The sequence below is a fragment of the Mycobacterium cajalii genome (assembly GCF_045809005.2).
Taxonomy (GTDB): domain Bacteria; phylum Actinomycetota; class Actinomycetes; order Mycobacteriales; family Mycobacteriaceae; genus Mycobacterium.
In genome coordinates this window covers 3,331,435-3,345,177 of the sequence record NZ_CM141436.1, presented here as the reverse complement: position 1 = coordinate 3,345,177, position 13,743 = coordinate 3,331,435, and the positions used below count along the sequence as shown (strand labels likewise).

The 13,743-nt window shown below is 63.7% G+C and carries 18 protein-coding genes and 1 pseudogene; 8 read left to right on the top strand and 11 right to left on the bottom strand.

Annotation, left to right across the window (positions count from 1 at the left end; translation table 11 throughout):
* Positions 1 to 926 precede the first annotated feature (926 nt).
* Positions 927 to 2,183 (top strand): ISL3 family transposase, encoded by a 1,257-nt coding sequence (locus ACJ512_RS15935; RefSeq protein WP_369736942.1) that lies wholly within the window; start codon positions 927 to 929, stop codon positions 2,181 to 2,183.
* A gap of 140 nt (positions 2,184 to 2,323) precedes the next feature.
* Here ACJ512_RS15935 and ACJ512_RS15930 read toward each other — a convergent pair whose 3' ends face one another.
* The 6 genes from ACJ512_RS15930 to ACJ512_RS15905 all read right to left on the bottom strand — a co-directional run bounded on the left by ACJ512_RS15930 (position 2,324) and on the right by ACJ512_RS15905 (position 4,639).
* Positions 2,324 to 2,752: a type II toxin-antitoxin system VapC family toxin gene (locus ACJ512_RS15930; protein WP_407687551.1), complete on the bottom strand. Its 429-nt coding sequence runs from the start codon at positions 2,750 to 2,752 to the stop codon at positions 2,324 to 2,326.
* Complete coding sequence (locus ACJ512_RS15925; RefSeq protein ID WP_407687552.1) at positions 2,749 to 2,994, bottom strand: FitA-like ribbon-helix-helix domain-containing protein; 246 nt, start codon at positions 2,992 to 2,994, stop codon at positions 2,749 to 2,751. Before ACJ512_RS15925 ends, ACJ512_RS15930 begins: the two co-directional genes overlap by 4 nt.
* Before the next feature lie 269 nt (positions 2,995 to 3,263).
* Positions 3,264 to 3,647, bottom strand: a complete 384-nt coding sequence (locus tag ACJ512_RS15920) for a type II toxin-antitoxin system VapC family toxin (protein ID WP_407687585.1) — start codon at positions 3,645 to 3,647, stop codon at positions 3,264 to 3,266.
* A complete protein-coding gene (locus tag ACJ512_RS15915) occupies positions 3,647 to 3,775 on the bottom strand; it encodes a hypothetical protein (RefSeq protein ID WP_407687553.1) in 129 nt (42 codons plus the stop codon). Before ACJ512_RS15915 ends, ACJ512_RS15920 begins: the two co-directional genes overlap by 1 nt.
* A gap of 298 nt (positions 3,776 to 4,073) precedes the next feature.
* Positions 4,074 to 4,409 (bottom strand): type II toxin-antitoxin system PemK/MazF family toxin, encoded by a 336-nt coding sequence (locus tag ACJ512_RS15910; RefSeq protein ID WP_407687554.1) that lies wholly within the window; start codon positions 4,407 to 4,409, stop codon positions 4,074 to 4,076.
* On the bottom strand, positions 4,406 to 4,639 hold the full coding sequence (locus tag ACJ512_RS15905) for a hypothetical protein (protein ID WP_407687555.1): 234 nt from the start codon (positions 4,637 to 4,639) through the stop codon (positions 4,406 to 4,408). Before ACJ512_RS15905 ends, ACJ512_RS15910 begins: the two co-directional genes overlap by 4 nt.
* 93 nt (positions 4,640 to 4,732) lie before the next feature.
* On the opposite strand from ACJ512_RS15905, the gene ACJ512_RS15900 reads away from it, so the two are divergent.
* Positions 4,733 to 4,912 carry a hypothetical protein gene (locus ACJ512_RS15900; protein ID WP_407687556.1) on the top strand — a complete coding sequence of 60 codons (180 nt, stop codon included), beginning with the start codon at positions 4,733 to 4,735 and terminating at the stop codon, positions 4,910 to 4,912.
* Between the two features lie 314 nt (positions 4,913 to 5,226).
* On the opposite strand, the gene ACJ512_RS15895 is transcribed toward ACJ512_RS15900, so the two are convergent.
* Positions 5,227 to 5,838, bottom strand: a complete 612-nt coding sequence (locus ACJ512_RS15895) for an LGFP repeat-containing protein (RefSeq protein ID WP_407687557.1) — start codon at positions 5,836 to 5,838, stop codon at positions 5,227 to 5,229.
* Between the two features lie 316 nt (positions 5,839 to 6,154).
* On the opposite strand from ACJ512_RS15895, the gene ACJ512_RS15890 reads away from it, so the two are divergent.
* Positions 6,155 to 6,544, top strand: a complete 390-nt coding sequence (locus ACJ512_RS15890; protein ID WP_407687558.1) for a TA system antitoxin ParD family protein — start codon at positions 6,155 to 6,157, stop codon at positions 6,542 to 6,544.
* A gap of 22 nt (positions 6,545 to 6,566) precedes the next feature.
* Entirely contained in the window at positions 6,567 to 7,145 is a 579-nt protein-coding gene (locus ACJ512_RS15885; protein ID WP_407687559.1) for a zeta toxin family protein, read from the top strand.
* 103 nt (positions 7,146 to 7,248) lie between these two features.
* Here ACJ512_RS15885 and ACJ512_RS15880 read toward each other — a convergent pair whose 3' ends face one another.
* Entirely contained in the window at positions 7,249 to 7,839 is a 591-nt protein-coding gene (locus ACJ512_RS15880; protein ID WP_407687560.1) for a zinc-binding dehydrogenase, read from the bottom strand.
* A 40-nt stretch (positions 7,840 to 7,879) separates the two neighbouring features.
* Between ACJ512_RS15880 and ACJ512_RS15875 the strand changes: the two are divergent.
* The 3 genes and pseudogenes from ACJ512_RS15875 to ACJ512_RS15865 all read left to right on the top strand — a co-directional run bounded on the left by ACJ512_RS15875 (position 7,880) and on the right by ACJ512_RS15865 (position 11,420).
* Positions 7,880 to 9,574: pseudogene (locus ACJ512_RS15875) on the top strand (GMC family oxidoreductase).
* Positions 9,575 to 9,878: 304 nt separating this feature from the next.
* Positions 9,879 to 10,331: a TetR/AcrR family transcriptional regulator gene (locus tag ACJ512_RS15870; RefSeq protein ID WP_407687561.1), complete on the top strand. Its 453-nt coding sequence runs from the start codon at positions 9,879 to 9,881 to the stop codon at positions 10,329 to 10,331.
* A 276-nt stretch (positions 10,332 to 10,607) separates the two neighbouring features.
* Positions 10,608 to 11,420 carry a DUF1906 domain-containing protein gene (locus ACJ512_RS15865; protein ID WP_407687562.1) on the top strand — a complete coding sequence of 271 codons (813 nt, stop codon included), beginning with the start codon at positions 10,608 to 10,610 and terminating at the stop codon, positions 11,418 to 11,420.
* On the opposite strand, the gene ACJ512_RS15860 is transcribed toward ACJ512_RS15865, so the two are convergent.
* The 3 genes from ACJ512_RS15860 to ACJ512_RS15850 form a co-directional block, all read right to left on the bottom strand.
* Entirely contained in the window at positions 11,417 to 11,845 is a 429-nt protein-coding gene (locus ACJ512_RS15860; protein ID WP_407687563.1) for a cellulose-binding domain-containing protein, read from the bottom strand. The genes ACJ512_RS15865 and ACJ512_RS15860 overlap by 4 nt on opposite strands.
* Before the next feature lie 243 nt (positions 11,846 to 12,088).
* Positions 12,089 to 12,625 (bottom strand): hypothetical protein, encoded by a 537-nt coding sequence (locus tag ACJ512_RS15855; RefSeq protein ID WP_407687564.1) that lies wholly within the window; start codon positions 12,623 to 12,625, stop codon positions 12,089 to 12,091.
* A complete protein-coding gene (locus ACJ512_RS15850) occupies positions 12,622 to 13,107 on the bottom strand; it encodes a MarR family winged helix-turn-helix transcriptional regulator (RefSeq protein WP_407687565.1) in 486 nt (161 codons plus the stop codon). The genes ACJ512_RS15855 and ACJ512_RS15850 overlap by 4 nt, the downstream gene beginning before the upstream one ends.
* 106 nt (positions 13,108 to 13,213) lie before the next feature.
* Between ACJ512_RS15850 and ACJ512_RS15845 the strand changes: the two genes are divergently transcribed.
* Complete coding sequence (locus ACJ512_RS15845) at positions 13,214 to 13,729, top strand: hypothetical protein (protein ID WP_407687566.1); 516 nt, start codon at positions 13,214 to 13,216, stop codon at positions 13,727 to 13,729.
* The last annotated feature ends 14 nt before the right edge of the window (positions 13,730 to 13,743 follow it).

Genomic DNA, 13,743 nt, shown 5'->3' with positions numbered 1-13,743 from the left:
GAAGCACCAAGATGGTCTACCACGATGCCAGTCGGGAAGGGGTCATCTCGTGTTGGCCGCCCCGGGCTGGAACCGTCACTGCGCCAGTCGATCCCCCGGCCACGAACATCCGGCGCCACGATGATCGCCGAAACGAACCCAGGCCACCGTAACCCCGGGAACAGGGGGCGTCGTCACCATGCCGCCGCTCAGATCCCGCCGAAGCATCCTCACCCTCAACGCCGGAACCCCACCCCCAGGTGGTCACCCTGAATGTCCGTCAACAACCTAGCGGGGACGGTGCACGGCGGACCTCGGGCGAAAGCCTGATCACGCCACCGGCGCAGAAGCATCACGAGATGCGACATCCGGTAGGCGAAGGAGTGGAAAAGGTTATGCGGTGGTTATCGAACGAGTGAAAAAGTCAGAGGTCAACTGCAAAACGACATTCAGCAGACTAGTTCGACTTCGACGCATGCGCCAGTTGGGTACCTTAGGGGGCCCACAATGCCCCTAATTCGTCACAGTGACGAAAAGGGGTGAGGGTTTACCGGGTGGTGCGCGTGGGGCAAGTGTGCCGTCAGTGAGTCTCGATTGGCGGATTCGGCGCGAGGCCCCCATCACACCAAAAGCTCGGAAGCATCACGAGGCGCACAGCCCGATAGGCGAGTGACTGAAAACTGTGTGCGCCCGATCGGCGAATCAGTGAAAAAGTCGGAGGTCGTCTGCAAAACGACAGTGCGAGCACTTTCATCTGATGCAACTCGCATTTAGTTTTTTGCCGATAAGCGACATTATGTCAAGTAAACTACGCGGTTTTCGTCAGCCGAATCGCGGCTCTTGTGACGTTGTCGTGGGTTCGCTGACCTGGGAATTTGGGCGCAACGCCGTGTCCTGCTTACGTTTTGGACTGTCTAGGGTTCAATCCGCGAGAAGGAGCTACGGCGTTGCGCATGTCCAGGGTATTGGCGAGCGGTCTGGGTGACCAAAACATGGTGATCGAGGACGTGACGATCGAGACCGAGACCACGGGTCGGAAGCAGCCGAAGACCTCCGAAGTTCTGGTGTTCTCGGTGCGGCCCAAGGCGTCGCAGGCGGGCCGGTGCTCGCGGTGCCGGAAGCGGTGCCCGGGCTATGACGCGGGGGGCCGGGACGGGAACGGGATCAGGCGCTGGCGGACCCTGGATGTGGGGACCACAAAGGCGTATCTGCAGGCCGCGGCCCCGCGGGTGGCATGCGGCGAGCATGGGGTGGTGGTTGCGCATGTGCCGTGGGCGCGGCCGGGCGCCAAACACACCTGGGCGTTCGAGGACACCTGCGCGTGGCTGGCCGCGCACACCGCATTGAGTGTGCTCACGGTGCTGCTGCAGATCGCCTGGCGCACCGTGGCGGCGATCGTGACCAGGGTGGTGGCCGATGGCCGCGACACCAACGACCTGCTCGCCGGACTGTCGCGGATCGGCATCGACGAGATCGCCTACCGCAAGGGACATCGCTACTTGACGTGCGTGGTTGACCACACGACAGGCCGGCTGGTGTGGGCCGGCGAGGGCCGCAACCAGGACACGCTGGGCCGGTTCTTCGATCAGCTCGGCGCCGAGCGGGCCAAGCTGCTCACCCACGTCAGCTGCGACGGGGCGGAATGGATCCACGCCCTGGTGCGTGCCCGCGCGCCGCAGGCGCTGATTTGCCTGGATGGGTTTCATGTCGTGGCCTGGGCCATGAAGGCACTGGACAAGGTGCGGGTACGCACCATGACCCGCGCCGGGATCACCGATCGGCACGCCATGTGGGCGACCCGCAAGAACCCGGCTGACCTGTCCTGCGAGCAGCGCACCAGCCTCGCTAAGATCGCCGACACCAACCGCACCCTCTACCGGGCGTATCTGCTCAAAGAGCAACTACGCGAGGTGTTTCGGGTCAAGGGCACCCACGGGCGGCAGCTGCTGGCCGGCTGGCTGTCGTGGGCGTCGCACTCACGCATCCCCGAGTTCGCCGCGCTGGCCCGCAGCATCCGCCGCTACCGCGACCTCATCTGGAACACGCTCGATCACGGCCTGTCCAACGCCCGATCCGAAGCCACTAACACCCACCTGCGGGCATTAACCAAACGCGCCTACGGATTCCACAGCCCAGACGCACTCATCGCCATGGCCATGCTCACCCGAGGCGGCCTCTGCCCAGCACTACCCGGACGGAAATGACCCACTACAACGTCAGTAGATCCCGAATCGCGGAGGTTCGATTCCCGAGCAAATGCAGTGTGCCGCTGCTAAACCACTGTGCTGCAGCGTATTTCACTGATGTCGTTTCGCAGCCAGCGTGCGTCGTTGCGGCCAAGCGGTTACGGTGTTGCCAAATCCCACGGATTGATGAGTTCGATGCCGGTGTCAACGAAGTCACCGATGTTGCGCGTCGCGAGTCCGGCGTTCCAGTTGCGGCAAATTGCAGCGATCTGCCCATCGGCCATACTGATCTGGAGTCCGCTACGCTCCCGTTCAGCAACGATATCTGCATAATGAGTTGCAGCCAGCGCATCGAATGGCAAAATCCTGTCCTGGAAATCCTCCGTCAGCAGTCCGTCGACCTTTGCGCGAAGCTCACATCTGCGTCGCCCGTTCGGCAATCGGGCGACGCCGTACATCAGTTCGGCCGCCGTCACGGCAGTCAGCAATATGTCGGACACATCCAAACTGTCGACCCAACTAGTGACACCAGGTTCCGGTGCTGGGCGCATCAGCTCCGAAACCACGTTGGTATCCAAGACGATCATTCGTCAAGGACCGCAGCACGTGGACGCTCGGTCCGGCCGGGCAGGTCAAGCTCCACCCCCCCGGTTCCCGAGAAGCGCTGCCGAATCCGCGTCGCCATCCCCGGACCACCCACGGGGCGTTGCAATGCCGTGCGCAAGATCTCGCGTACCTCCGATTCCATCGATCGGCCGTGCTCTGCTGCGCGAACACGCAGTGCCGCTTTGAGCTCGTCGTCAAAATCACGAATCGTCAACGTCGCCATCAGTCACCCCTTGCCCATTGATTGCATTGCAGTCAATGCTAGCAGCTTGTCGACGTTTGGCGCGATCTTCACTCCAGCAAACTCCGCGCACGGTTACTGGGGCAGGACCTAGGTTGAAACAATGCCCCCGGCTGGCGGATGACGGCTCCCCTGCGTACCAACTGGCCAACCCGCTGGCGGTAACTTCAGTGGAGGAATACGGCGGGATCGAATATGGCGGGTTACCAGTAACTACTGCATACTAAGTTGTCGCCCAACGGTTTTCGCGTTCACGCAGTGGCAGCGGGTATGCCACGTTTGGCAGCTTCTGTGGCCAGTGCGTGGTCGAAGGTTGCGAGGCCTGCTTGGTGTCGTATTGCGACGTCAAGAACGCAACAGTCGGGCAACTTCAGCCCACTGCTGGCGCGCAGTTCGGCAAGTCGTAATGGCTCCCCGTTGTCGTGAGGCGCGACCGTGATTCCGGCGGCGTGGATGTCGTCGCGCATCGAAGCGCCCTGGCCTATCCGGACGCCGCCGACCAACACTTCCGCCATGGTGATCATGTGCATCAGCATCTCCCCGGGTGTGCCGGCCAGGAGGACTTCGGTGGCTGCTCGATGATGCGGATCGGCTGGATTCAAATGAGCGATGAGCACACTTGCGTCCAATGCCATCACGCCGGCCAGTCTGCTCTCAGCTCGGCGAGATAGTCAGGACCGAATGCCTCGGCGTAACGGCCCGCGCAGGCCAGAACAGCAGATCGATGGTCGCGTTTGTCGGCGTGCTCATCATTGGCGAGCATGTCGCCTCCCGCCTCGACAAGCCGCACGAGCAGTCTTGATCGAGGCTCGCCGGGCCATCGTTTCGCTGCTCTGTCCAAGGCGCGGGCGACCGCCGGTGTCTCCGTTACCTGATATCGAGGACGCGTCGTTGGCACGCCGCAAGTGTACCACTCGATAATGAAGTGATACACCAGTTGGTCGGCGGCGGGTGGGAATATGCAGGAATCGAATATGCAGAGTTACCAGTAGACCCGGCCGTTTCCGGTTGCGGTCCAACAGGTTCCGCTCCTCCACTATTGGTCTGCCTCGGGCTGTGTGTCACAGGTCGAGTACGAACCGCAGCGCTTGGTCAATGGCCTGCATCTGCTCTGGGCCGATTATTGTCTGCCGGGGTGACAGTCGTTCGACGGAGACCACGCGCAGTTGATCGCAGCGTGCATATGAGGTGTGATCGAGCCCACTGCTTTCTGGGTCCAGCTCGACATGGCTTCGCAGCCCGTAGCCAGCGGTCGTAATCGGTACGACGACCACCAGCCCGCCCGGTCCATTGTTGAGAATGTCGACCGACACCACGACCGCTGGGCGTCGAAAGGCCGGCTCGTGGCTGACCGGATGACCGAGATCGACGTAGTAGACCTCCCCTCGCCAGATCAAGCCAGAGTGTCCCACTCGTGACGCTCGGCCAGGTACTGCTCCCACAGTTCGGGATTACCACGCAGGCGCTGGTAGTCGCTGTTTAGTCCCCGGAGGAACTCCTGCTGTTCCAAGGCGTCGATAGCTGCGTGCACGACGTCGACAACGGCGGTTTGACGAGCCTTGGCCAGCGATTGGAGCCGCTCAGAATCGGGCCGACGAACTCGGACCGTTGTGGTTTCTGCTGCCATGACATCAGTGTAGACAAAATGTAGACACTAGGTCCACCGGCGATCGCATATTCGATCCAGCAAACGAGCGCATGCGGTCGAGGCTTTGGCGCGATGGACTCGGCGCTTTGCGAACTGCTGCTGGCTTCTGGATTGGTGCAGACCGGCACGGGGCAGGAATACCGCGGAATCGAATATGGCGGGCCACCAGCAAGTTACGCCGTAATACACTGCTTAACAATTGTTTTCGTCGTGTTGGGTTGTGATGATATCGCCACGGCACTCATAGATTGAGGACAACCCGCAGCACAAGGGGTCCCAGAAGCGGTGTAGAGGTGGCCTGACGTGGGCTCCGCTCGTCTGCGTTCATGATTCTCCGCGGTGGCGTTGACAAGCTCGTTCGGCGCCGCCGGCCAACACCCCACCAGTTTCCTCCTGCAACCGCTGCGCAGGCGATAACCTCTGCGACACCGACGCAGGTGCCGTTCGCCAGATTTGCCGGTCTCCGAGGGAACCTCCGTCCGAACTCTTTTACACCGCCGACGGGACACGACCAAGAGTTCGATGTGGCGTTCGCACCAGGTCGGGACAAAGCTGCTTGATTCGGCCTACAGTCCGGATGGTACGGACTTGCCGTTTACCGTCACCTCGACCTGGCCGGTCTTCGTGTTGCACTCGATGCTGCCGTGCTCGAAGTTCGATACGAGCAGATCGCCGACGGCGTTGTCATCGCTGGTGGGGAATCCCAGCGGACCTGCCGAACCGTTTTCGCCGGAAATCGCAGGCACACCGTTCGGGTCGCGCGGGACATTCCAGGCGTCCCGGATCTTGCCCAGGACGATATACGCGGGCGTGCCGGCCTCATCGTTCTTGGCGGTGATCACACCGCGCTGGAATTGCTGGAATACCACGCCGTTCTGTCGCGTGCCCGCGTTGCGATCACCCGTGAGGGGCTTGCCGAGAGCCGCCCGCTGATCGGCGGTTGCCGACGAGTACTTGGCAGCGATCGGGCCGGTCAGAGTCACCTCAACGTCGCCCTCCCCGATGAGCTTCACCGCGGTGGGCTGCACTGCTGGGGTTTTAGACGTGGAGATGCCCCGCGCGCCGACCTGAGGTGGCACAGGTGCGCTGCCGTTTTTGCCACTGCTGCAGCCTGCAGTGATCAGCGCGACGGCGGCCAGGCCGACGAGTGCCGGGTGGCGGTATGCGATCGTTCTCATGGGCTCCTCTCCGCATGGTCCTGTGGTGTGGGCCCCGGTGCGGCTGATCTACGCGCTCGGCCCGGCCAGAATCGAACCGCTTGAGTGACGCAGGTGGTCGCGGTATTCGCGGCTTGGCACGAACGTACGCCCCGTGGTAGGCGGCAAGCCAGAGCGCCGTGGGAAAGATCACCGGTGCTCCATGAAATGAACCATGGGATCCCAGAGCCTCGTGGTGCACTTCGTCGCCGACGGGCACGCGCGGGCCGCCGCGAATCCCCTCCGCCTCGTAACGTTCCGCTACACGGCGTAGCGTTTTGCTACGGGAGGTAGGGACATGACAAACGTCGCCGACCGCGTCACGAGGGTCGCCGCCGACCTCGTGGACAGTGCTGCTGCCGAGGGTGCTCGCCAGAGCCGTTCGGCCAAGCAGCAACTCGATCATTGGGCGCGGGTGGGCCGTGCGGTGTCGAGCCATCAAACGGCTTCGCGTCGCCGCGTCGAGGCGGCCCTGGCCGGTGATCTCGACACGAACCAACTGTCCGAGGATGAGGGGCTCGTCTTCAACGCAGAGATCTCGGCCGCTATCGAGGAGTCGCTGGCCAACGCCTATTACGGTGACTTGCTGGCGGTGCGCGGCATCACGACAGTGGCGCTCAACGACGACGGCGAGATCGTCGAGTACCGGCCCGACGGAACTACCTCGGTGGTCGATGTCGACGAATGAGCCATGACGTCGGGCGGCGCCGGTGAAGCGGCTCGATCTCGTCGTCGGCCCGGACGGTGCTGGTAAGTCGACGTTCATCGCGTTCACGTTGGCGCCGTTGTTGCCACGCAGCGTATTCGTCAATGCCGATGAAATCGCAAAGCAGCGTTGGCCCGATGATCCAGCTGTGCACGCCTACGATGCAGCGCGGATCGCTGCAGACACCCGCGTCAAGCTTATCGAGACTGGCAAATCGTTTATTGCCGAGACCGTCTTCTCCCATGCGTCGAAGCTCGAGCTGATCCGCTCCGCTCGCGATGCGGGCTACGTCGTTGCTTTGCAGGTGATGCTGGTCCCCGAGGGCCTTGCCGTCGAACGCGTACGGCGGCGCGTCCGACACGGCGGTCACGACGTCCCCGAGGACAAGATCCGTGAACGGCACCGCCGATTATGGCAATTGGTGGCCGATGCGATCGAGATCGCCGACACCGCAACGATCTACGACAATTCACGCCTTCACGGGCCCCGAATTGTCGCGCAACTGACCGCGGGCACGGTCATCGGCGCACCGACGTGGCCGGCGTGGGCGTCCGAGAAGCTATACGGACGCTGGCCGGGCTAGGTGCGCTGGGCTCCGGCTGTGCACGATCAGCTCTGCTCGCCCGGTGACGGTGAAGAGTTGACGAAACGGCACACGTAATCGCTGAGTGTACTTCCCCTTTCGTTCAGTTCGTGGGCAGCGGTTGTGACGCCATAGGCCACAGGATTCGGTGGTCGATCGTCAGTCGCAGATGGCCGTTACCGGCGGCGCGTGCGACGGCCTTGAGATCGGCGGTGACGAACTTGCCGATCACGACGTGGAGCGGTCCGGGCAGGGCGTTTCTGACCATGTTCGCCGGACTGGGCTTGACACTGACGATGCGTCCTCCCCGCGTCAGCATCCTTCGGGCTTTCTTGAGGGGCAGTGCGCCGGCAACGTCCAGCACGATGTCGAAACACCGGGTAAGCGCGGCGGGTTCGACGTCGAAGTCGACGATGCGGTCGATACCGAGTTCGCGTGCCTCGGGCCCGGAGCCAGGAGCCGGGACGGCAGCTGCCGCCCGCGATGGCCCCGTGGGTCGACGCGAGTTGGACGGCTGAGCGGCCGACCGCGCCGAGGTTGGGTCGCCAGGTGTTTCTACGCCTAGCGAATGCCACTGGCGCCAGACGTAGCCACGCCGATCGGGATCAACCGTCTCCCCCCCAATACCGCAGGACTCCAGCCAAGCGATCTGGCGCCCGGGCGCAGGATGCCGCGGCAGTTGGTCGTCGGTCACACTGGGACACGCAACCGACGCTGGAGGGCCGACACCGGAAATGAACGCGCTCGCCGAATTCGACTTCATCATCGTGGGGGCGGGCAGCGCCGGCTGCCTACTCGCCAATCGGCTCAGTGCCGACCCTGATTGCCGTGTGCTCTTGATTGAGGCCGGCGGCAGGGATGACTGGTTCTGGATCAAGATACCGGTCGGCTATCTGTACACCATCGCCAACCCACGCACCGATTGGTGCTTCACGACCGAGGCCGAGCCGGGCCTGGCCGGCCGCAGTATTCACTATGCACGGGGCCGCGTGATCGGCGGCTGTTCGTCGATCAACGCCATGATCCACATGCGAGGACAGGCGAGCGACTATGAGCTTTGGGCGCGGGCCACAGGTGACGACCGTTGGCTCTGAGGTGGCCCGGACGGTCCGGGCGAGACGCTGGCGATCTACAAAAAATTAGAGGACTACTTCGGCGGCGCCGACGACTGGCACGGCGTTGGTGGCGAGATCCGCGTCGAGCGGCCACGTGTGCGCTGGAAGATCTTGGACGCCTGGCAGGCCGCCGCTGCGCAGCTGGGCATCTCCCCGATCGACGAGTTCAACCGCGGCTTCAACGCCGGCTCTGCGTACTTTCACGTCAACCAACGGCGTGGCCGCCGCTGGTCGATGGCCGATGCCTTCCTGCATCCCATCGCGCACCGAACGAATCTCACCGTCTACACCCATACCCAGGCCGTGCGGCTTCTGCTGGACGACCAGGTGCGCCACGATCAGCGTCGCGGTGCCTGGACCACGGCCCAGCAGCGCGTCACCGGCCTGCGGCTGCTCAAAGGCGGCCAACTCGTCGACGTCCGAGCCTGGCGGGAGGTGATCCTGAGCGCTGGAGCTATTGGCTCGCCGCATCTGATGCAGGTCTCGGGTCTGGGCCCGGCTGGTCTCCTTACCCGGCATCAAGTGCCCGTGGTTGTCGATCTACCGGGCGTGGGTGAAAACCTTCAGGATCACCTGCAACTTCGAACCGTGTACACGGTCCGGGGCGCCCGGACCGTCAATACGCTCTACCGGAATTGGATCACCCGCGCGGGCATGGGACTTCAGTATTTGCTGTTGCGATCGGGGCCCATGACCATGCCTCCCTCGACGCTAGGGGCTTTCGCCAAGAGCGACCCCGCGCTGGGCAGTCCCGATCTGGAGTGGCATGTGCAGCCCTTGTCTTTGCCGAAGTTCGGCGAACCGTTGCACCCCTTCGGGGCGATCACTCCCTCCGTCTGCAATGTGCGCCCCAGCTCGCGTGGCCATGTGCGCATGGCTAGTGCAGATCCGCTGATCCACCCGAAAATTCGCTGCAATTACCTGTCGACCGACGCCGATCGGCAAATCGCAGTGAAGGGCCTCCGCATGACCCGGCAGATCATGGCGGCGCCGGCTCTCGCCCGCTACCGACCGCAGGAGTTGCTTCCCGGTCCACAGCTGGAGAGTGACGACGAATTAGGCCGGGCAGCAACTGAGCTCGGAACAACTATCTTCCATCCGGTGGGTACATGCGCGATGGGAGCCTTTGACGCCCGAGGTCGGCCGCGGTCGGCCCTCACAGTGCTCGACTCCGACTGCCGCGTGTACCGTGTCGCCGGCCTTCGTGTGGTTGATGCGTCAGCTATGCCCACCATCATTTCCGGCAATACCAACGCGCCGGTGATGCTCATCGCAGAGCGCACAGCGCGGGCGATCCTGGGATCAATCGGCTGACACCGAGGCATCAATCCGCTTGCCGTGGCCGGCGGCGACGCCGATCAACGTGTCTGCCGCGCTTGGATCTCTTATTCAGTTGCTGGGCAGCGCGCCTTGTTCGACAGGCAATGGCGTTGACTCCCGCCACAACCAAGGTGACGTCGTCAAGCGCGCCGTCCGGCTCTTTTCCCGCTGGCAGGTGTGCGGCGATTGCTCCGGACGGTGTGCAGATCCAGCTCTCATCCTCTCCCCCACGAGGAGTCTTGACCCCGGTAATTCCCCCGGGTCCATTCTCGGCACCGACAAGCGCGTAGAGCGTCCTGTGGGCGCCGTGCTCACGGAGGCGTATCGCCTGGTGACTGAAGGCGGGATCGGCGGCGTAAGCGTCGAGGAGATTTCGCGACGTTCCGGCGTCGCCAAGACGACGATCTACCGGCACTGGCAGTCGCGCAGCGCGCTGCTTCTGGATGCCTGTTCAAAGCTGGGCGGTCCGCGTGAGATCCCAGACTCCGGCCTGTCGTCGATCATTGACGCCGCCGAACGGGACCCTGACGTGGCCAAGGTTCACGCCGCGCAACACGCAGAGTTGATGTCTCCCCTCGTCGCGGTGGTCGAACGTGCTCAAAAACGGGGCGAACTAACATCGCACCGGTCTGCCGGCGAAATCGTCGCCAGTTTGGTGGGTCCGCTGTTCTTTCGCCGCTGGTTCTCCAAAGAACCGATCGACGACGACTTTGTGACACGCCTACTGGACGCTGTGACCGGCGGCGGTTGACGGGACGCGAGCTGGCGTCCGCTCAGGGTCGCGGCACCTCCCATCGGTTGGGCCGCACCGCAGAATCGACGCCTTGGCGCTCGGGCGCAGCGTCGAGGCATTCCGATGCGTCGGTGAAAGTCTCCTGATGGATGAGGGCGGCCGAGTGCCATCTGTCAGTCGTTGCCCGCGTGAGCTTTCGAGGCCATAACCGCCGGGTATCCATTTGCAAACGCTACCGAGTTTCGGGCCGCCCAGGCCTATCGTTAACAGCAGTCACATCGTTAACATCGCGCGATGCACAATTTGCCCCCGGCGGCCAGCCACGGGCGACTGGGTACGCTTTCCCGGCGCGACGCTCTGCGCTACGCCACTGCGTTGGCCGGTCTGGGTGCCGCATCGGTCGGCTGCGGCATGCCCACGGCGGCCGCCTCGGCTCCCCAGCTGATCGACTTCGCCGCGCGCCAGATTCCAGCGCAGGCCATCCGAGCTGCCGGCTATAGCGGGGTAATCAACTACGTCTCGCTGTCCCGTCCTGGGTCGTCGTTTGGCGCCAAGCCGATCACGCGGTCCTACGCCGAGTCACTGACGGCCGCGGGCTTGGTGATCGTGAGTAACTACCAGTACGGCAAGCCGGGTGGGACGGCACCGTCGGACTTCAGGCGGGGCTACGCCGGCGGCATCGCGGACGCGCGCACCGCCTGGCAGCTGCACACCGCAGCGGGTGGCGCCCAGGGTGCGCCAATTTTCTTCACCATCGACGAGGACATCAACCGCGACACCTGGAATCGCATTGCGCTGCAGTGGTTTCGAGGGATCAACACGGTTCTGGGGGTTCAACGCACCGGGGTCTACGGAGGCATCAAAGTGTGCCAGTGGGCCGCGGCCGATGGCGTCATCGGGTCTTCGAGAACACCTGGCCGCCGGTGGGCCTGGCAAACTCGAGCCTGGTCCGGCAATCAGGTCTACCCCGCCGCTGTTCTCTACCAACGCATCGTGAGCACGGCGTCCAATCCCGGCCCGCGGGTCGGCGGATTCGAGGTCGACGTCAACGACGTCCTAGCCCCCGATTGCGGCCAGTGGAACCTCCATCAGTCAAGTCGTCTTTAGGAGCACAGATACTGCCGGTTGAGCATGCAATTCTGCGGTGGTGAGTAGGTACCGGTCAGCACGCCTCTCAGGCCGCCCGTGGCTGAACCACCGGGCGCAATGATGCGATTCCAGTTCGCGGGGGTGAGCACAAAGTGCGTGCCATATTGGGCGATGCTGCTATTCCACGTATGCGAGACGGATTCTCCTGCCGGCAGGTCGAATTCAAGCTTCCAATCGGTGAGCGGCGCCGGAGTGGGATTGACGATGGTGAAGCGGGCGATGAATCCGGTCTGCCACGTCGATGTCACCGACAACCGCGCCGTGGGCGCAGCAGCATGCGCTACGGGGGCGACGGCGAGTCCGAGGATGGCAACCATGCATGCCGACACTATTGCGTGAAGCACTGTGCGCCAGCGCTTCACGTAATCGTTCAGTCCGGCCATGGCAACCAACGCTAAGGCCAGACGGGTGATCTCGGCCCTCGAGCCGCGGGTGAGCTGCAGTATCTTTGCTCAACTGAAACCGTCATGAAACCTTAGCCCCGTCAAGGCGGCTGAACGACTTCGCGTCCCCGATCGGGCCGGCGTTCTGGCTATCCCGTCCACAGGTTCGCTTTTGGCCGGCCGATACATGGTTCAGTGTGGCCCCTAAGTGGCGCGGACGGAGTGGACGAGTTCAGGTGAATCTCATTCGTTGTCTGCCCGTGACTGGGGCATGGGGGCGATATCAGGCTCGCCCCATCCGGTCCTGGCCGCAGGACTGGCGAGTGTCGAGGACCGGTAGAAGCGGGTGAGCAGCTTCTTGCCGAGCAACTCGGGGCGCTCGTCGACGAAGGCGTCGAAATCCCCGATGCCAGACTGCCGCGCGTAGTGGCCCACCAATTCGACCCAGGCTCGGCTGACCGTGGCGTTGTACTTCCAGGGGATCTTCGCGTAGCGGGCGGTACGTTGGATGCCGTCGCTGACCAGTTCCACCGCCGCCGTGGTGTCGTAGCGTCGGACTGCGAGCCAAGTCAGGTGGACGTGCTCGCGATGTCCGAAACTATCAGCAGTGGCCATTACCTCAGCCATCAGCTCAGCGAACGGTGATGACTCCTGCGTGTCTTGCATGGCCGCCACAGCGCGCATGACGATGAGCCGCTTGGCGGCGTCGATCAGCTTCTTGAGCAGTCCGTGGGGATGTGCCGCCCAAGCTGAGTGCACGCCGGGGCTGGGCACGGTCATGACCCTTCCTTGATGAGCGCATCCATGACTGCGCGGAACCCGGTGACTGCTTCGGTGGGCAGGTCCTGTAACGCACGATTCTCAATCTCGGTCAGGGCCTGGGTGATGACGGCGGCTGCAGCGCGCCCCGAGTCGGTGAGTTCGATGAGCACGGATCGGCGGTCGCCGGCGAGTGTGCCGCGAGTGATGTGGCCGCGTCGCTCCAGTCGGTCGAGCACGCTGGTCAACGTGGTAGGGCGGGTGCCGACCGCGGACCCCAACTCGGAAACGGTTCTGCCCCGCCCATCGGCGAGGTTGGCCAGGGCGTTGATCTCGGAGGCGGTCAGGTCAAGGTCGACGAGTTCGGTGGCGATCAGGTGCAAGAGGGCGTGCGCCGCTCGTTGAAAGGTGAGCAGCGCCGATTGCGCCTGCGGTACGGTTTCGGACTTCACGATTTCGAATATTACGAAATCGTGGTGTTGCTCGGCAAGCCTGCCGATCACTGGTCGGGTCGGAAAGTGATCGCGCCGGCAACGAGAGCGCCACGTACTGGACCTCGAGATGTGTTTCGATTGTTTCAATCGGGAGCGGGTGGGATAGACTTGCCTCATGACCGCCGCTGTCACCCCCCTTGTTCGCGACATCGAAGCCCGGGCCCGCCGCGACGCCCGATTCGTGCGGGTGCTCGACGCCCTGCGGGACGCGCCGACCGGCCCGCACGGATCCCTGGAGCGTTCCGCTGCGCACGCCCTCAACGAGCAACGCCGCGCTGTGCTCGTCACGGATTTCGTGGGCGGCGCTCTATCTACCGCTGAGGTGCAGGCGCAGCTCGGGTATGCCTCGCCGCAGGCAGTGCACCGGCTACGGACCCGAAAGCGGCTGGTCGGCGCCCCGGTCGGCAACAGGACCTGGTTCCCGGCGTGGCAGTTCGACGGTGGGCGGCTCCGCGCCGACTTACCACGGATTCTCGAGCTGTTGGCGCGATACACCGACGACGCGATCGCCGCAGACCGCATCATGCGCCTGCAGCACGAGGAACTGGGCGGCATCTCGATCGCTGATGCTCTCGACAACCCGACCACCGCTGCGGCGGCATGGCGAGCCCTCACCGCGCTCGGTGCCTGACCTCTCCCCCGGCT